This is a genomic window from Acinetobacter sp. YH12117, from assembly GCF_013418865.1.
Taxonomy (GTDB): domain Bacteria; phylum Pseudomonadota; class Gammaproteobacteria; order Pseudomonadales; family Moraxellaceae; genus Acinetobacter; species Acinetobacter indicus.
The window spans coordinates 45,781-64,428 of record NZ_VPBF01000014.1; the positions used below are offsets into that span (position 1 = coordinate 45,781).

The following is an 18,648-nucleotide window of genomic DNA, read 5'->3' on the forward strand; positions in this document are numbered from 1 at the left end:
AGGAAAGACAGATGAACCTATTTTCAAAAGCACTTTTAACTGCAGGTCTAGTGGGCGCAACTACATTTGCTGTTGCAGATACCGCAGTGAACCAGTCTGCACTGGCGCAAGCAACCACGGTGAAACAGGCGTTAACCATGAAAGATGACAGCAATGTTCAGCTGAAAGGTTATATCGTAAAAGCCATTGGTGATGAAAAATACCAGTTCCGCGACAGCACTGGCACCATCACAGTAGATATTGATGATGACCTGTGGAATGGTAAAGCGATTTCTGCCAAAACTCCAGTGGTGATTACTGGCGAAGTGGACATTGATTATAAACCATCTAAACGTGTTGAAATTGATGTCGAGCAGGTTCGTTTCTAAGCCGACCTTTTAATCAGATTGATTGCAGCTCCACACAAAACCACATGCTCCATGCATGTGGTTTTTTTGAATCTTGTGAAAAATCAGGCATGATGTAAAAAAAGCTAGAGTAGAACCAATGCGTATTTTACTGGCAGAAGATGACGCCTCTCAGGCAGAAAGTATTAAAACCTGGCTGGAAATGGACGGTTATAACGTCGATTGGGTCGAGCGTGGCAATCATGCCATTTTGGCCATTGAGCAGCATCACTATGATTGTGTGCTGCTGGATCGTGGCCTGCCGGGCAATACCGGCGATGAAATTCTGACCGCTTTGCGCCGCAAACAGTTGGATACCCCGGTGATTTTTATTACCGCCAAAGACAGCATTCAGGACCGGGTCGATGGACTGGATTTAGGCGCCAATGACTATCTGGTCAAGCCTTTTAGTCTGGAAGAACTGTCAGCACGGGTGCGCAGCCAGTTACGTACCAGGCAGACCCAGCCCGATCATCAGATCCGTTTTGCCAATTTGCTGTTAGATACTCAAGCCAAAACCTTAACCCAAGATGGCCACGCGGTGAATTTAACCGCCAAGGAATTCCAGATTCTGTATAAATTAATGCAAAAGCCCGAGCATATCGTAACCCGGGAACAGCTGGAAGAATCGCTGTATGCCTGGGGTGATGAAATTGAAAGCAATGCCATTGAAGTGTTTATTTATCAACTGCGTAAAAAAATTGGCAGCCATTTAATTAAAACCATTCGCGGTTTGGGCTATCGCATGCAGCAGGAACAGGCGTAAATGAAGCAAACGGGTGCGGTTTCTTTACAGAAAACCCTAGTTAAAACCTCGGTACTGAGTTCGATGATTGCCGGCCTGCTGGCACTGGTGCTGCTGTTTGCCGTGTCAATTTATCAGACCATGCAGCTGCAAGATGAAATCATGGATGAAGCGGCCGATATGCTGTTATTGCAGGATATTAGCAGTGGCGCCGGCGAGCAGGTCGATGAACTCACTGAACAGTTCAAGATGCATTATCAGCTGCGACTGGGCCAGCAGACCTTGACCGAAACAGAAGATTTTCCCTTAGCACCAGCTACGATCACACAGCAGGAAGAGGGATTTTCCTTTGTCTGGGCGAATCAGCGTTTATGGCGCGTTTATGTGGCCAGTGATGATGACTTAAGCGTACTGATGACCCAGAAAATGAATGTGCGTTTCCAGGAAATCTGGGCCACAGGTCTGGGCTATGCCGCGATTTTAATTTTATTGTGGCTGATTCAATGGGGCATTGTACATTTTGCTATTCGTAAACAGTTCCGCTCTTTACAGGCTTTGTCTGCGCAAATTGCGCAAAAGCATGTGCAGGACCTGAGTCCGGTACAAAGTACCCAGCCAGAATTACTGGAATTACAGCCGATGGTGCAGCAGTTAAACCGTTTGCTTAGCCGGCTGGAACATTCTTTAGAAGCCGAGCAGCGTTTTACTTCTGACGCCTCACATGAACTGCGTTCGCCGCTTTCTGCCATTCAAATGCGCTTGCAGGTGTTAAAACGCAAATATCAGGATCAACCGCAATTAGCGGAAGATCTGGCCCAGATTCAACGCGATGTCAACCGCGGCACTCAGGTACTGGAGAATCTGCTATTACTGGCGCGTTTAGACCCGGCACATCTACAAGACTTGCCTATAACCGAGGTTGATTTACAAAAGCTGGTGCTGGATGTGCTGGAGGCCTTGGCACCGTTTAGTCTGGAAAAACAGATTAAACCGCGCTTGCAGCTACAACCGGCGATCATTCAGGCCAATCCGGAATTGCTATATACCTGTATCCGTAACCTGATCGACAATGCCATCCGCTATGCCACGCAACAGGGTGAGGTGGTGGTCAGTATCAATGGTGATGCTGAACAGGTGCAGCTGTGTATTGAAAATAATGGTCAAGAGATCAGTGATGAGGTGTTACAACGTCTGGGTGAGCGTTTTTATCGGGCGCTGGGCACACAAACCCAAGGCAGTGGTCTTGGTATTTCGATCTGTAAAAAGATTATCAGCCTGCATCAGGGCCAATTGCAGTTTAGCCGTTCAGCTTTAGGCGGTTTACTGGTGGAACTGAGTTTGCCCGGTGTGAAGCAAAAATAACAAAATCGAAAATAACAACATTGAGTTCAATCTTGAGATACGCATGGGCAGTTAAAAAGCAGTATGCGCTGATTCATACTGCTGCTTCCCACGATTATTATTATTCAGATATTGTTCTTATTTGGTGAGAATGAGGCGATTATTACGGGTAAGGCGTAGGCGGTATTCTTCTCCGGCATGCATGATGCGAATTTCACGACCGAGAGCAAATAGGTTATTAGAATGTAACATTGGTAAGGCATGCTGTTGATCTGCATTACGGCTAAACAGGCTAAATGGTGCGTTCATTCCTTCGACTCCGTGGTGTATGTTGAACGATATAAATGATAATCATTATCAAATATATCTGTCAATGCTTGATTTGGGGAATTTATAAAAAGTATAAATTTGCTTACACTTGCTCATATTTTTAAAACAGGACGTTTCATGTCAAAGCCACATCTACATATCGCGATTGGGATTTTATTGCATCAGACCCAGGTTTTGGTCGGCTGGCGCGAGGCCAAACAGCATCAGGGCAATAAGCACGAATTTCCCGGCGGCAAGGTAGAGCAGCATGAAACCCCGGTGCAGGCCTGTCGCCGTGAAGTGCGCGAAGAAGTAGGCATTGACCTGATCCAGTGGCATGAGTTTGATTTTATCCGGCATGAATATGAAGATGTGATTGTCAATTTGCATGTGTTCCATGCCTTTGTGCCGGCGGCGTTGCTCTCAGACATCCAGCAGTCGTGGACCTGGTATAAACGGCAGGATTTGGCTCGTTTGAATTTCCCGCAAGCCAACCAGCGTATGCTGCAACGCCTCTACTGGCCTGAATGTATCAAAATTAGTGAAGACTTAAACTGTCTGGATACCCCGGATACCCAGCAACTGCTGTACTGGCGTGTCGCACCGGCACCGGAACGCAGTATTGAACTGGCTGAGCAGAATATTGGCTGTTTAAAATCATTAATTGTTAATCTGGAACTGTGGAAGCAGCTGAATAGCGTGCAGCAGGTCTCGGTCGCTGCCATCCATTTAAAGCAGCAACAATGTCTGCAATTGCACAAGGGCAGCCTGCAGGCCGGTCAGCGTTATATTGCTGCCTGTCATGATCTGGAATCGTTACAACATGCGCAGAATATTGGCTGTGATGCTGCAATTTTAAGTCCGGTGCTGCCAACAGCCAGCCATCCGGATACTCCGGCATTAGGCTGGGCACAATTTCAGAACTGGGCCAAACAGGTCGATATTCCGGTGTTTGCCTTAGGCGGGATGCATCGGCAGGACTTGGCGCAGGCCCAGCAACACCATGCCTATGGTATTGCCGGGATCCGCTTTATGGATGCGTTGGATAGCGCTTCAGACTAAAGTTGTTTCAGCGCTTGCTGTGCCTGTTGCACGGTACGGCTATTGTTTTGTAGCTGGCCGGCTTTTTGAATAATCAGCCATAATTGGCGTTTCATCGCCGGTGTTTGTGCATAGCTCAGACCACGGCGGGCCAGGGCTTCTGCATTTTTCGGCTGTTTTTTCTGGTTCGCCACCAGCCCTAAATACATATAGGTTTCAGCCGATTGCGGTGCCAGACGCTGTGCCTGTAAGGCGGCAGCTTCGGCACGCGCCCATTGTCCCTGACGATAAGCCGTCTGGGTCTGCTGCATCAGTTTCTTAAACGCTGGTAAAGAGCGGCCATCTTCAAAACGCTGCTGTACTTTTTGTTCAGGAACCACGACCTGTAATTTCTTGCGCTGAATTTCTTCCTGTTCATAAGGATGAATCACCACGCCGGTGGGTGTGTGAATGGTTTTTCGTTCAGTCGTTTTTTCTTGGTCCGGTTGCGGTGCCGGCTTGGATTCCGGCAGGCTTTGACAGCCCACCAGTCCAGCCAGTCCCATCCCCAAGATCAGATATTTCAAGGTCATTTAATTAAGGGTCCACTTATTGCGTATAACTGCCGCTTGAAATGATGCGTGCATCATTTTCGGAAAGTTGTCTTTCCATCTCGGCTTCACTTTCCTGGATATAATTCTCGATACTGTCACTGCTTTCAGGTACAGCTTGGTAATATTCGGTATCCGAATTGTAAACCGGCTCAACCTGATAATGCGGTAAACCACAGGCGGTGGCCTGACGCGGCACATGATTACGATAAATCGGAATATACATCGCACCGGCACAGCCTTGAGCCGACAAGTGACCAGAGTCACGGTCAATCCAGTGCCACTGCACGCTGTCCGGCTGGCGCAGATTTACCGGCTTCTGGCGCAGTTGACGCATCACGTTACTCCACACCGGCAGGGCACCCGATGAACCTGTCAAACCGGTGACTTTGTTATCATCCAGCCCTAACCAGACCACACTTAAATAGTTGCCCGAATAACCGGCAAACCAGGAGTCGCGGGTATCGTTGGTGGTGCCCGATTTACCGGCCAGTTTTAAATCGCTGGACAGGCTGTTATAGGCTGCACGTCCGGTTCCTGCACTCATTACCTGTTGCAGGCCATAATTCAGCATATAGGCCGCAGACGGTTCAATGGTCTGCTGTACTGACAGGCCATAACGCTCGAGCAGACGACCATTAGAATCGACCACCGCGCGAATGGCTTTGGTTGGATACTGGAACCCACCGGTGGCAAAGTTGCCATAAATATTCATCACCTGCATAGGTGATAAATCGACCGCGCCTAGATAAATGGACGGATACTGTGGAATATTTTCGCTGCTGACGCCAAATTTAATCAGATGGTTACGGAAGGTCGATAGACCAAATTCCTGACCCAAACGTACCGCCGACAGGTTATAGGAATTGGCCAGCGCTTGCGCCATCGGGACTACGCCATGTTCGCTGCCGCTGTAATTACGCGGTGTCCATGACTTGCCGGCAGATGGAATACTGATTTCGGTATCCTGTACCGGACTGGCCCAGTTATAGCGACCCGATTCTAGTGCGCTTAAATAGATGACCGGTTTCAAGAGCGAGCCGACCTGACGCTTGGCATCCAGCGCACGGTTAAAGCCGGTAAAGTCCTGGGTAGAACCGACTGCAGCCACCAGTTCACCATTTTCAGGATGGGACACCAGCACCGCCCCTTGCAAATCTTTTAAACGGCGCGGATTGGCATTGGCCAGACGGTTTACTGATTCTTTAAATGCGCTTTGTACCTTGGTCTGTGCAATTGGGTCTAAAGTGGTAAAAATCCGTAGTCCCTGATTGGTCAGATCACCTTCCTGATATTCAGCACGTAACTGACGACGCACAATGTCCAGAAAATCCGGGAAGCGGGCAGGGCCCATGGTCGGTTTGGCAATCACATTTAACGGACGCGCGGTTTCGGTTTCATACTGTTCCTGCGTCAGATAGCCCATCACCAGCATATTGTTCAGTACAATATTACGGCGTTTTTCTGCCGCTTCCGGATTACGCCATGGATTATATAAAGACGGTCCCTGCACCAGACCAACCAGAAAAGCCTGCTGGGCAATATTCAGTTCACGCAGCGGCAGACCAAAATAGAACTGTGAGGCCAGACCATAACCATTAATAGAATAGTTGCCGTTTTGACCCAGGTTCACTTCATTTAAATAGGCTTCCAGAATTTCATCTTTGTCATAATGCAGCTCAATTAGCATCGCCATCAGCGCTTCATTGGCTTTACGCTTTAATGTACGTTCCGGGGTCAGATAAAAGTTTTTCACCAGTTGCTGGGTCAGGGTCGAACCGCCCTGACGTTTCCCGCCGGTAATATTGCTGACAATGGCACGTGCAGTCCCGCGAATCGACACGCCATGATGCAGATAGAAATTACGGTCTTCGGTGGCAATTAAGGCTTCAATTAACGGTTTTGGCACCCGGTTCAGTTTAATCAGCACCCGGTCTTCATTGTGCTGCGGATAAATCCCGCCAATCAGCATGGGCTCTAAACGGGCAATACCGGTAGTTGATGGTTTGGTTGCACTGACTTCAGCAATCTGGTTATTGGCAAAGCTGACTTTGAGTACCTGTTCCGGTTCAACACTTTCACCAAAATCGAAGCCGCGGGTATGTACAAACAAGGTGTCGCCCGCATCGACATAGCTGCCGGTTTTGTTATAGCTTTCTGCGCTTTTATAGCCTAAAAGTTTTAATTCCTGCACGAAATCGGCTTTATTGAGCGGTGCATTGGTATAGATTTCCAGCGGACGAGCAAAGACCTTGGCTGGAATGTCCCAGCGCTGTCCTTCAAATTTATCTCTAACAATATTATCTAATCGAATCAGGTAGATACTTAATGCCAGAAATGCCCCAATCACCAGTATACAAAATAGAAGTGCAATAATACCTATGCCACGTTCAGACTTCATAAATCGCAATAAAACCCTAAGAAATTAGGCTAATCATGCGAAGCTTTTACATAATTTGCAATATTTAATCTGTGAATGAAGCGGCCAATCGAGGAGAAAAAACGGTTGGATTCAGATTTCTAAAGTTTTTTTAAAACATTCGGGTTAGTGCTATTATAGTCAACGGATCGTAGCGGAGCGATGTCGTAGGTGCAAATTTCACACAAGAACTTTCGTAATATCGGATTGATTGGACGTCCTGGCAAAACTTCGGTCGTAGAAACGCTCAGTTTAATTCATGATCATCTGCTGAATTTAGGCCTGCATCCGGTATTTGATGCAGAAACAGCAGAACTGGTCCCTTATCCGAACACCCAAACCGTCAGCCGCGCCTTACTGGGCGAAGTGGTTGATCTGGTGATTGTGGTCGGCGGTGATGGCTCGTTGCTGCATGCAGCGCGCGCACTGGTCAAATACAATACGCCGGTCATCGGGGTAAACCGTGGCCGTTTAGGTTTCCTGACCGACATTAAACCCACGGAAGTCATCTTCAAGCTGGATCAGGTGTTAAAAGGCGAGTTTCAGCTGGACCGCCGTTTCCTGCTGGAAATGGAAGTACGCTCCAAAGGTGAAGTCATTTATGAAGCAGTGGCTTTAAATGATGTGGTGCTGCATTCCGGTAAATCGGTACACATGATTGATTTTGACCTGAATATTGATGGTCAGTATGTTTATCGTCAGCACAGTGATGGTTTAATTGTATCTACGCCTACTGGTTCTACCGCCTATGCCTTGTCTGGTGGTGGCCCGATTGTGCATCCGAGTATGGATGCGATTGTGCTGGTACCGATGCATCCGCATACCTTGTCTTCACGCCCGATTGTGGTGGGTGGACAAAGTGAAATTAAAATACAGATTCGTGAAAACCGTGTCTTGCCAATGGTAAGTGCCGATGGTCAGCACAGTGTTTCACTCAGTGTCGGGGACAGTTTGCATATCCGCAAGCATCCCTATAAGTTAAACCTACTTCATCCACCGGGTTATGATTTCTATATGGCATGTCGTACCAAGCTCGGCTGGAACCAAGATTTTGATTCTTTGCAACAGCAGGATTTATGATGAATATTGAACAGATGCTGGCCGTACTCAATCCTGAAATTGTTGGTCGTCTAAAAACCGCGGTAGAGATTGGTAAATGGCCGAATGGTGTGGCGTTGACCAAAGAGCAGCGCGAAATTTGTATGCAGGCTGTATATGCCTGGGAAATCCAGCATTTACCGGAAACCGAACGCAGTGGTTATATTGACCGCGGCACCAAGGAAGAAGGTGAACAATGTGATGATGATCATCACAAAAATGAAGATTTCCAGCCGATCAAGTTTATTTAAACTTTAAGGAAACGGATTCATGCAAAAAAGGTAAGCCGCGGCTTACCTTTTTTATTGGCAGTCTTTTGTGGCTTAAGCATTTAAACGCGCAGCCCAGAATTGCTGTGCTTTGTCCATGGCTGCTGCAAAACTGTCGCAGACGCCCATGGTATACAGCGCGATGCCCATGGTTTCCACCACCGCCACTTCACCATAGTCATGCGATTGCTGGCCTTCCCAGACGGCTTTAAATACCGCCAGGTCCAGTTCTTCTTCAATCGGGCTGCGGTTGTCGGTCAGCTTTGGCAATTCATGTTCATACAGCTCGCCGTTACGAATGCCACAAATTAAGGTTTTGGCATCCGGATTCCGTTCAAATTCGCCGCCTTCACCTTTAATCACCGCACTGTTCAGATAGCCCAGTTTAAACGCCGACTGCTGATGGGAACTGCGATAGGCCGGATGGAAAATGGCCTGCACGGTGGCTTTGGCATTAAAGGGGTTAATCAGTCGGGCGAGGGTATGAATAGGAGAGCGCAAGCCCATCACATTCCGCAGTGCAATCAAATCGGCCAGCACCGGAGAAATCACGTCTAAAGGCAGATAGGCAAAATGACGCTGCTGTAATTGCTGTTCGACTTCCGTATCTGACTGGCAGATTGGATAGCCTAAGTATTCCAGCACCTGTTCGGTGTAGACCCGGTTGATGGTATGCCCGGCAGCACCGTGCATCACAATATTAAAACCCTGTTTGGCCAGGGTCAGCGCGGCCAGTAAAAACCACGGATAATGTTTGCGTTTCCCGGCATAAGAGGACCAGTCCAGATCTACATCTAAAGCTTTAAACTGCAACTGGTCACGGGTGGCCTGAACAAAGCCGGCCAGTTCATCGACCGATTCTTCCTTGACCCGCAGCAGCATCAAAAAAGCACCGAGCTGAACATCGAGTACTTCCTGTTTCAGGATCATGGAAAAGGCCTGATAGGCTTCTTCATAGGTGAGGGAACGTGCACCATTTTTGCCTTTTCCCACAATACGTACGTACTGGGCAAAAGGATGTTCAATGTCTTTATAAATGTTTCTTTTCGTGCTCATGTAACTGCCTGAATCTCAAATAAATGGCGCCGGTCGCTTCCCACAATATACACATGTTTGCGGCTTTTTAAAAACCGTATGCTTTGCTCGGATTTAGACTAATGTCTAAGCTGCTTCTGTTTTAAAGTTCGCCAGTTCTCGCTGTTTTTAGCAGCACTATATTTGAATTTTAGGTAAAATTCGCAGCGTTTTATATTGTTTTTTATTTTTACTCATCTCCTGTTCTAAAAAGCCGCTTTTGCGTTTGAGCCTGTTTATTCTGGCGGCTCAAAGTAAGCCCGACTTTTGCCGATGAAAATAAAGCGTTGAATGTTTTGAGCCATGGCTCAAGGCAGCGTATGCCTGTTGTTTTAAAAACAGGCAGAACAGGTCGTGGGTAAAAAATCAAGGGTATTTGTCCTCTGGACAAGAACAAAAGTAGATCTGTTATGGCCAAACAACCTATTTATAAATCCCTGTACTTTCAGGTGATTATTGCAATTATTGCAGGTATTCTCGTCGGTCATTATTCTCCTAGTGGCACACAAATTATTAATGGCGTGGAACAGTATGTTCCGGGTCTAGGTGAGCAGCTGAAACCCTTAGGTGATGGCTTCATCCGTTTAATCAAAATGATTATTGCGCCGGTGATTTTCTGTACCGTGGTGAGTGGTATTGCCGGTATGGAAAGCATGAAATCGGTGGGTAAAACCGGTGGCGTGGCATTACTGTATTTTGAAATTGTCTCTACCATCGCCCTGATTATTGGTCTGGTGGTGATTAACGTCTGGAAACCAGGCGTTGGCATGAACGTTGATCCAGCTTCTTTGGATACCACCGGTATTTCAAAATATGTAGAAACTGGTGAAGCGCAATCTACAGTCGAGTTCCTGTTAAATATCATTCCAAATACCGTGGTCGGTGCCTTTGCCCAGGGTGAAATCCTGCAGGTGCTGATGTTTGCCATCCTGTTTGGTTTTGCCTTACACCGTTTAGGGCCAGCAGGTAAGCCGGTCTTGAAACTGATTGATCAGATTTCGCATGTGTTCTTTAACATTGTGAACATGATCATGAAAGTTGCGCCAATTGGTGCTTTCGGTGCGATGGCCTTTACTATTGGTAAATACGGGATTGGCAGTCTGGCGCAACTGGCGCAGTTAATTATCTGCTTCTACCTGACCTGTGTGCTGTTTATTTTTATCATACTCGGCAGTATTGCGCGCATGACCGGTTTCAGTATCGTAAAAATGATCCGCATGATTCGCGAAGAATTACTGATTGTATTGGGGACCTCATCTTCAGAATCAGTACTACCGCGTATGTTGAAGAAACTGGAAATTGCCGGCTGTGAAAAATCGGTGGTGGGTTTGGTCATTCCAACGGGTTATTCCTTTAACCTGGATGGTACCTCGATTTATTTAACCATGGCCGCAATCTTTATTGCTCAGGCCACCAATACACCTTTAGAACTGCATCATCAGATTACTTTATTGCTGGTGCTGTTGATTTCTTCTAAAGGCGCAGCAGGGGTGACCGGTTCAGGCTTTATTGTGATGGCGGCAACACTGGCGGCTGTGGGTCAGATTCCGGTGGCCGGTCTGGCGCTAATTCTGGGTATTGACCGCTTTATGTCTGAAGCACGTGCTTTAACTAACCTGGTGGGTAACTCATTGGCAACCATTGTTGTAGCGAAGTGGGTCGGTCAGTTAGATCAGGAAAAGCTGCAATATGCATTAAATAATCCGGAAGAAATTGACCGCAAGATGGCAGAACAAAACCAGCAATCTGCTTCGGCTTAACAGCAGGGCGGTGACTAAAGGAAGCTTCGGCTTCCTTTTTTATTACTTGGCAGTCAATAAAAAAGCCGGGAAAAGCCATGACAGTACGCTTTAAAATGCATAGCATGGGGCTGAATGTAAAACAAGAATGTATACCCTACAAGGATGGACTATGCTGGCTTATGATGCAGATTTAGAATTATTCCGTGACAACTTCCGCCGCTTTATGAGTGAACAGATTGCCCCGCATTATGAACAGTGGGAACGGGAAGGGATTATGCCGCGCTCGGTCTGGAACCAGCTGGGTGAAAACGGCTTTTTATGTGTAGATGTACCGGAACAGTATGGCGGTTATGGTGTACCGACCCATTATTCGCTGATGCTGGTGGAAGAATCGGCACGTGCCGGTTATAGCGCACTGTCTACCGGTATTTCCTGTCATTCAGAAATTGCTGCACCGTATATTTTAAATATTGGTTCAGAAGAACAGAAACAGTACTGGCTACCCAAAATGGTTAGTGGTGAAGTGGTCGGTGCGATTGGTATGACCGAGCCGGGTGCCGGTTCTGACCTGCAAGCCATGCGCAGTCATGCCATTTTGCAGGATGATCATTATATTTTAAATGGTTCTAAAACCTTTATTTCCAATGGCCAACATGCCGATCTGGTGGTGCTGGCGGTAAAGACCGATCCGCAGGCACGCGCCAAAGGTGTGTCTTTATTATTAGTCGATACCCATCTGGATGGTTTTAAGAAAGGCACCAACCTCGACAAGATTGGCCTGCACGCTCAGGACACCTCGGAATTGTTCTTTGATAATGTAAAGGTACCTAAAGAACAGTTACTGGGCCAGCCGGGACAGGGCTTTGCTTATTTAATGCAGGAATTGCCACGTGAACGGACCGCGATTGCCGCCACCGCCTTGGGCGCTATCCGCGGTTCAATTGACATCACCACGCAATACGTCCAGGAACGTCAGGCTTTTGGTCAGAAAATTGGCCAGTTCCAGAACAGCCGTTTTGTTTTGGCACAGGCTAAAATTGATGAGCTGGCCACGGCTGCGTTTTATAACCAGAATGTCGAGCTGTATATGCAGGGCAAACTGGATGTTGAAACCGCGGCAGCACTGAAAAGCTTCTCGACCGATATGCAGATGAAAGTGGCCGATCAGCTGCTGCAGCTGTTTGGTGGTTATGGTTATATGACTGAATATCCAATTTCTCGTTTCTTTGTCGATGCCCGTATCCAGCGGATTTATGGCGGTACCAATGAAATTATGAAAGAGATTGTGGCGCGCGGTTTATTGGGCCGTTAAGTTCTATACATCAGACTAAATGAAAACACCCGCCAGCATCGACTGGGCGGGTGTTTTTTGGTGGGTGTGTTTCTGAGACTATTTTAATGCAGGCTGAGCACATGCAGACTTTCCCGAATAAAAATCGGCAAGTCTGCTGGTGAGCGTGAGGAAATATACAGGTTATTGTCATTTACCACCGCTTCATCAAAATACACGGCGCCGGCATCCATCAGTTCCAGCATCACCGGGGCAATGCTGGTCATGCGCCGGCCTTTGACCACGCTGGCATGAATCAGCAGTTGCGGACCATGACAGGTGCTCATAATTGGTTTCTGGGCATTGGCAAAGTTTCGGACAAAATCGACAAAACGTAAATCATCACGCAGTTGTGCCGGAGATTGGCCGCCGGGAATCAGCAGCGCATCAAAATCATGAATGGTCACATCATCTATACTTTGGTCGATGGTTACCGAGCTGCGCCGTTGATAACCATAGACAATATTGCCGGCCTTGTTTTCAACATTTACCACGCTATGCCGCGCTGCACGGAAGGCGTGGATCAATTCTGGATAGTCTGCATCTTCATAATCATGGGTAATCAGCACCGCGATTCTTTTTGACATTATTATTCTCCGAATTGCTTTAAATAAAAGAGTAAAGGGGAAAAAGCAAAATTTCATTGCTGCTTTGTAACCAGTTTTCTTATTTCTTTTTCAAGTTAAAATTTCTGGAATTTTATTCAATATTTATGGGCGTAATTTTCTATGTAAGTAATTATGACGCCTGTTCAGTTTACGCAATAAACTTGCAAAATCCTATCACTATTCATCGAATTCAGAGGCAAAAGCTATCGGCTGATTGGAAAAAGGCCCTGTTTCATCTGCTTAAATTCGCTACACTCTGGATGGAAAAACAGGCAAAGCGTCGTGACTTGTTCAGAATTATTCATGAGCCATAGCTGCTCAATTGATAAACAGTCTCACAAGTTGCAGAGAGTTTAACCAACTGTTTGTTTTTAAGACTGAATCAATCAAAGTTGTATTGCGCAACATTTGAAAGCTAACTATTGTTATACTGTTTGCATACCGTTTATGAAGGGCGACATAACAATGATCAACGACGATCAAAACACAACGACTTCTCTTGACCTGAACAATATTCGTGAGGAAATTGACTCTGTTGATATGCAGATTCAACAACTGATTAACCGTCGCGCACGATTGGCAGAAGCGGTGGCCAAAGCCAAATTTGCCGCTGAAGAGAATCCGCTGTTTTACCGTCCGGAACGTGAAGCACAAGTTTTACGTAATGTTATGGATCGCAATGAAGGCCCATTGTCGGACCAGACCATGGCACGTTTATTCCGTGAAATCATGTCGGCCTGTCTGGCACTGGAAGCACCGCAAAGTATTGCCTTCCTGGGGCCTGTTGGGACTTATACCCATTCTGCGGTACTCAAGCATTTCGGTCATGATGCCCTGGTGCGCCCTTTACAAACCATTGATGAAGTATTCCGTGAAGTGGAAGCGGGCAGTGCGCATTATGGTCTGGTGCCGGTAGAAAACTCCTCTGAAGGGGTGGTGAACCATACCTTAGACTGTTTCAAAACCTCGAATCTGAATGTGATTGGCGAAGTTGAATTGCCGATTCATCATCAGTTCCTGATTTCTGCAAATACCCGTAAAGACAGCATTAAACAGATTTATGCTCACCAGCAAACGCTGGCACAGTGCCGTAAATGGCTAGATGCGCATTATCCTGGGGTGGAGCGTGTGGCTTTAAGTTCCAATGGTGAAGCGGCGCGCCGTATTCGTAATGAATGGCATTCTGCGGCCATTGCTTCTGAAATTGCGGCAACCATTTATGATCTTGAAATCATGCACAGCAATATCGAAGACAACCCGGAAAACACCACGCGCTTCTTGGTGATTGGCCGTGAGAAAGTGCCACAAAGCGGCAATGACAAAACTTCATTGCTGGTGTCTGCACATGACCGTGCCGGTGCCTTGCTGGAAATTCTGGCGCCATTTGCCAAACACAACATTAGTCTAACCAGTATTGAAACCCGTCCGGCTTTACCTGAAAAATGGGCCTATGTGTTCTTTATTGATCTGGAAGGTCATATTGAGCAAGACAATGTTAAAGCTGCGATTGAAGAAATCCGTCCATTGGTGAAAGAAGTCCGTGTACTCGGCTGTTATCCGGCGGCAGTTTTATAAAATTCTCTGGTGGCCGTGTGCGCTGCATGCGGCTGCTTTTCACCTGTAAATCTGGAAGTAAAAAATGTCGTTTGTCCCAGCCAATGAAGGCATCTCTAAGTTAAAGCCATATCAACCAGGTAAGCCGATCAGTGAACTTGAGCGCGAATTGGGTATTACCGATATTGTGAAATTGGCATCCAATGAAAACCCGTTGGGCTGTTCAGACAAAGTCAAAGAGGCTGTGGCTGCCGAGCTGGCAGAAATTGGTCGTTATCCAGATGGTGGTGGTTTTATTTTAAAAGACCAGATTGAAGCGCAGTTTGGTTTTGGTCATGAACGGATTACTTTGGGTAATGGTTCAAATGACCTGCTGGAAATGTTTGCCCGCGCTTTTGTGTCCGAGCAGGACTCAATCGTATATAGCCAGCACGCCTTTGCGGTTTATGCACTGGTGACTCAGGCCATTAATGCACAGGCCATTGAAGTACCAGCCAAAGGTTTCTCGCACGATTTAGAGGCGATGGCTGCAGCCATTCAAGCCAACACCAAGCTGGTGTTCATTGCCAATCCGAATAACCCGACTGGCACCTGGTTTGAAGAAGCTGAATTTGAAGCCTTCATGCAGAAAGTACCGGCCAATGTAATTGTGGTACTGGATGAAGCCTATGTGGAATACTTCCCGGAAAACTTCAACAGCCTGAAATATCTGGATCAGTATCCAAACCTGATTGTTAGCCGTACCTTATCAAAATGCTATGGTCTGGCAGCGCTGCGTGTTGGTTTTGCCTTGGCTTCTGTACAGGTTACTGACTATTTAAACCGTATCCGTCAGCCATTTAACGTGAACCATTTAGCCATGGTGGCAGCCGTGGCAGCGCTGAAAGATGAAGCCTTTATCGAAAAATCACGTGAAGTGAACAAGGCTGGTATGGCGCAGCTGGAAGCAGGCTTTAAAGCACTGGGCCTGAATTATGTACCTTCACGTGCCAACTTTATTCTGGTTGATGTACAGGCTGATCCGGCACAAACCTTCAATGCCTTGCTTAAAGAAGGCGTGATTGTACGTCCGGTTGGTATTCCAAACCATCTTCGTGTATCGATTGGAACAGAAGCAGAAAATGCCAAATTCCTGACTGCACTGGCAAAGGTGTTAGGTCTGGACGCAAAGGCATAAGCCATGACGCAACCCCTGTTTGAAAAAGTCGCTTTTATTGGACTTGGGCTGATTGGCTCAAGTCTGGCGCGTGTGATTCAGGCTGAACAGCTGGCTCATGAGGTAGTGGCATCGACCCGTTCGCAAAAAACGCTAGAAGATGCCAAAGCCTTGGGTTTAATTGCTGCCGGTTATAGCGATCCGGTCGAGGCGGTGAAAGATGCTGATCTGGTGGTATTGGCCTTGCCGGTACGTGCCACCGAATATGTGTTGCAGCAGATTAAACCGTATTTAAAACCTGATGCAATCCTGACCGATGTCGGCAGTACCAAAGGCAATGTGGTCGATGCAGCCAAAGCGGTTTTTGGTGAACAACTGCCTGCCGGTTTTGTGCCGGGGCATCCGATTGCTGGAGCCGAGCATACCGGGGTCCATGCCGGTAAGGTCGATTTATTCGCCAATCATAAAGTGATTTTGACTCCATTACCGACCAGTGCGGATTGGGCGGTCAATAAACTGATTCAACTGTGGGAAGCAGCCAAAGCGGAAGTGATCTGTATGGATGTGGACAAGCACGATGAAGTGCTGGCACATACCAGTCATCTTCCGCATTTAATGGCATTTAACCTGGTGGAGCAACTGGCCAACAGGGAAGACAATTTAGATATTTTTCGCTATGCTGCAGGCGGCTTTCGTGATTTCTCGCGAATTGCAGCCAGTGATCCACAAATGTGGCACGACATCTTCTTTGCCAATAAAAAGGCAATTTTGAATGCAGTCGATGGCTTTGAACAACAGCTGGCAATCTTGCGCCAGCTGATCGAACAGGAAAACTCGCAGGCTTTAATGGGCCTGCTGGGACATGCTCAAGCAGCGCGTCAGCATTTTAATCATATGCTGGCCAAAAAACCGTTGATGGAGAACAATAAAGTGACACAACAATTTACGATTTTACCGGGCTCTAAAAATTTCCAGGGTAAATTTACTGTGCCAGGTGATAAATCTGTGTCACATCGTTCAATCATGTTTGGTGCAATTGCAGAAGGCACCACCCATGTCACCGGCTTTTTGGAAGGTGAAGATGCACTGGCGACCTTGCAGGCTTTTCGCGATATGGGTGTCAGTATTGAAGGCCCAAAAAATGGTGAAGTGACCATTCACGGTGTGGGGATGCAGGGCCTCAAAGCTCCAGTCGGCGCGCTGTATATGGGGAACTCTGGCACCTCCATGCGTTTGCTGTCAGGCATGTTGTCGGCGCAGGCCTTTGATTCGGTGATGACCGGTGATGCATCCTTGTCCAAGCGTCCAATGGAGCGTATTGCCAAGCCATTACGTGAAATGGGTGCACAAATCCAGACCACAGGTGAGCGTGGTACGCCACCGGTGTCAATTACGGGCAGCCAGCAGTTAAAAGGCATTCAGTACGATTTACCAATGGCCTCTGCACAGGTGAAATCAGGAATTTTACTGGCCGGTTTGTGGGCCGAAGGTGAAACTGCAGTAACTGAACCGGAACCAACCCGCGACCATACCGAGCGTATGCTGCGTGCTTTTGGTTATGAAGTGAAAACCGAAGGTAACCGTATTTCCCTGCAAGGCGGCGGTAAACTGGTGGGAACCAATATTCAGGTGCCTTCAGATATTTCATCTGCAGCGTTCTTTATGGTGGGCGCGGCCATTACTGAAAATGCCGATGTTACTTTAGAAGCTGTGGGCATTAACCCGACCCGTACTGGCGTGATTGAAATCCTCAAACAAATGGGTGCAGATATTACTGTATCCAACGAGCGTATTGCCGGTGGTGAACCGATTGCCGACATTCGTATTCAGGGCAGCCGTACCTTAAAAGGCATTCATATTCCGGAAGATCAGGTGCCACTGGCGATTGATGAATTCCCGGCGCTGTTTATTGCAGCAGCCTGTGCGGAAGGTCAGACTGTATTGACTGGTGCAGCTGAACTTCGCGTCAAAGAATCTGACCGGATTCAGGTGATGGCAGATGGCTTGAAAACCATGGGCATTGACTGTACCCCAACTGAAGATGGCATCATCATTGAAGGCAAGGGCAAAGCAGGTGACTGGTCGCCTGTGTTCACCGGCGGTGAAATTGAGTCACATCATGACCACCGTATTGCCATGAGCTTCTCGATTGCCGGTTTACGTAACTCGGAAGTAATTAAAATTGTGGGTACAGAAACGGTCGCGACCAGCTTCCCGACCTTTACCCAATTGACCGCTCAGGCCGGCCTGCAGATTGAAGTGACCGAATAAAGAGAAAAATAACCCAAAACAGCCAAGCTTTTGCTTGGCTGTTTGTTTTATATTGCTTATGCTAAATATACAACAAGAACAGCAGTAGGGTCGTTTATGAAAACACTCCAGTTTACCGCACAATGTGATAACAAGGCCGAATTACAGGACTGTAAGATTGCCCAGGACTATGTGGCAGATTTGCTGGCCCGACAGTTAAACCAGCACGGCTTTGAAACCTTGCCACAAAGTGGCGCACAAATTGCGGTTAGTGTGGAAGATCATCCTTTGCCCTTAAGCGTGAGCTGTGAAAGCCGCGATGTCGAAGGACGACTGGTGTGTGAAATCCTGTCTTATCCGGAAGAAGAGCAGGACTGGTTTGACCGGATTGAATCGCAAAGCCTGCTAAATCAGCTGGCCCAGGCGGTCGAGCAGACCTTAAAACAGGATGAAAACTTTACGGCCTTTGAATGGAAAAATTAAAACAATCCCAGATTGGAATTGCGAAGCCATTTCGTCTGTATCCATTTTAAAATTAACAGTACCGTCACTGATCTCCTCCCATAAAAAAACCCATCAGCAGATTAATGCCAGTCAGTTAAGCAAATATTAGAAAAATGTAGTAAAAATGAGTGTATGTAAATACGCTCATTTTTTTATGTCTTTATCTGAACATTTAGAATCCACTCTTGAACATGCTCTCCCATCACTTAGCCATTTTTGTGAACTTATTGAC

The 18,648-nt window shown here is 47.1% G+C and carries 17 protein-coding genes; 12 read left to right on the plus strand and 5 right to left on the minus strand.

Annotated elements, in window-relative coordinates; all coding sequences use genetic code 11:
* Nucleotides 1-11 precede the first annotated feature (11 nt).
* From FTU55_RS07060 to FTU55_RS07070, 3 genes are all read left to right on the plus strand, one after another.
* Nucleotides 12-368, plus strand: coding sequence for a NirD/YgiW/YdeI family stress tolerance protein (locus FTU55_RS07060; protein ID WP_005179042.1), 357 nt, complete (start codon nt 12-14; stop codon nt 366-368).
* Nucleotides 369-486: 118 nt separating this feature from the next.
* Nucleotides 487-1,152: a response regulator transcription factor gene (locus FTU55_RS07065; protein WP_016659177.1), complete on the plus strand. Its 666-nt coding sequence runs from the start codon at nt 487-489 to the stop codon at nt 1,150-1,152.
* Complete coding sequence (locus FTU55_RS07070) at nt 1,153-2,493, plus strand: HAMP domain-containing sensor histidine kinase (protein WP_180046617.1); 1,341 nt, start codon at nt 1,153-1,155, stop codon at nt 2,491-2,493.
* 117 nt (nt 2,494-2,610) lie between these two features.
* On the opposite strand, the gene hemP is transcribed toward FTU55_RS07070, so the two are convergent.
* Nucleotides 2,611-2,781 (minus strand): hemin uptake protein HemP, encoded by a 171-nt coding sequence (gene hemP / locus FTU55_RS07075; RefSeq protein ID WP_016659175.1) that lies wholly within the window; start codon nt 2,779-2,781, stop codon nt 2,611-2,613.
* Nucleotides 2,782-2,919: 138 nt separating this feature from the next.
* Between hemP and FTU55_RS07080 the strand changes: the two genes are divergently transcribed.
* Nucleotides 2,920-3,843 (plus strand): thiamine phosphate synthase, encoded by a 924-nt coding sequence (locus FTU55_RS07080; protein WP_180046619.1) that lies wholly within the window; start codon nt 2,920-2,922, stop codon nt 3,841-3,843.
* Here the strand turns inward: FTU55_RS07080 and FTU55_RS07085 are convergent.
* Nucleotides 3,840-4,394 (minus strand): tetratricopeptide repeat protein, encoded by a 555-nt coding sequence (locus FTU55_RS07085; RefSeq protein WP_180046621.1) that lies wholly within the window; start codon nt 4,392-4,394, stop codon nt 3,840-3,842. The genes FTU55_RS07080 and FTU55_RS07085 overlap by 4 nt on opposite strands.
* Before the next feature lie 16 nt (nt 4,395-4,410).
* On the minus strand, nt 4,411-6,813 hold the full coding sequence (gene mrcB, locus FTU55_RS07090) for a penicillin-binding protein 1B (protein WP_180046623.1): 2,403 nt from the start codon (nt 6,811-6,813) through the stop codon (nt 4,411-4,413).
* 189 nt (nt 6,814-7,002) lie between these two features.
* On the opposite strand from mrcB, the gene FTU55_RS07095 reads away from it, so the two are divergent.
* Nucleotides 7,003-7,911: an NAD(+) kinase gene (locus tag FTU55_RS07095; RefSeq protein WP_005179018.1), complete on the plus strand. Its 909-nt coding sequence runs from the start codon at nt 7,003-7,005 to the stop codon at nt 7,909-7,911.
* Nucleotides 7,911-8,180, plus strand: a complete 270-nt coding sequence (locus tag FTU55_RS07100; protein ID WP_005179016.1) for a YeaC family protein — start codon at nt 7,911-7,913, stop codon at nt 8,178-8,180. Before FTU55_RS07095 ends, FTU55_RS07100 begins: the two co-directional genes overlap by 1 nt.
* Before the next feature lie 72 nt (nt 8,181-8,252).
* Here FTU55_RS07100 and FTU55_RS07105 read toward each other — a convergent pair whose 3' ends face one another.
* Nucleotides 8,253-9,254 carry a glycosyl transferase family protein gene (locus tag FTU55_RS07105; RefSeq protein WP_168397859.1) on the minus strand — a complete coding sequence of 334 codons (1,002 nt, stop codon included), beginning with the start codon at nt 9,252-9,254 and terminating at the stop codon, nt 8,253-8,255.
* Nucleotides 9,255-9,682: 428 nt separating this feature from the next.
* On the opposite strand from FTU55_RS07105, the gene FTU55_RS07110 reads away from it, so the two are divergent.
* The gene (locus FTU55_RS07110) at nt 9,683-11,032 is read left to right on the plus strand and encodes a dicarboxylate/amino acid:cation symporter (protein WP_005179011.1); all 1,350 of its coding nucleotides are present in this window, start codon (nt 9,683-9,685) and stop codon (nt 11,030-11,032) included.
* Nucleotides 11,033-11,183: 151 nt separating this feature from the next.
* The gene (locus FTU55_RS07115; RefSeq protein WP_075166939.1) at nt 11,184-12,326 is read left to right on the plus strand and encodes an acyl-CoA dehydrogenase family protein; all 1,143 of its coding nucleotides are present in this window, start codon (nt 11,184-11,186) and stop codon (nt 12,324-12,326) included.
* Between the two features lie 83 nt (nt 12,327-12,409).
* On the opposite strand, the gene FTU55_RS07120 is transcribed toward FTU55_RS07115, so the two are convergent.
* Nucleotides 12,410-12,931, minus strand: a complete 522-nt coding sequence (locus tag FTU55_RS07120; protein ID WP_005179007.1) for a type 1 glutamine amidotransferase domain-containing protein — start codon at nt 12,929-12,931, stop codon at nt 12,410-12,412.
* Nucleotides 12,932-13,417: 486 nt separating this feature from the next.
* On the opposite strand from FTU55_RS07120, the gene pheA reads away from it, so the two are divergent.
* From pheA to FTU55_RS07140, 4 genes are all read left to right on the plus strand, one after another.
* Entirely contained in the window at nt 13,418-14,527 is a 1,110-nt protein-coding gene (gene pheA, locus FTU55_RS07125) for a prephenate dehydratase (protein ID WP_180046625.1), read from the plus strand.
* A gap of 64 nt (nt 14,528-14,591) precedes the next feature.
* Nucleotides 14,592-15,683: a histidinol-phosphate transaminase gene (hisC, locus tag FTU55_RS07130; protein ID WP_005179004.1), complete on the plus strand. Its 1,092-nt coding sequence runs from the start codon at nt 14,592-14,594 to the stop codon at nt 15,681-15,683.
* A 3-nt stretch (nt 15,684-15,686) separates the two neighbouring features.
* The gene (locus FTU55_RS07135) at nt 15,687-17,933 is read left to right on the plus strand and encodes a bifunctional prephenate dehydrogenase/3-phosphoshikimate 1-carboxyvinyltransferase (protein WP_168382034.1); all 2,247 of its coding nucleotides are present in this window, start codon (nt 15,687-15,689) and stop codon (nt 17,931-17,933) included.
* A 96-nt stretch (nt 17,934-18,029) separates the two neighbouring features.
* Complete coding sequence (locus tag FTU55_RS07140) at nt 18,030-18,395, plus strand: hypothetical protein (protein ID WP_180046627.1); 366 nt, start codon at nt 18,030-18,032, stop codon at nt 18,393-18,395.
* The last annotated feature ends 253 nt before the right edge of the window (nt 18,396-18,648 follow it).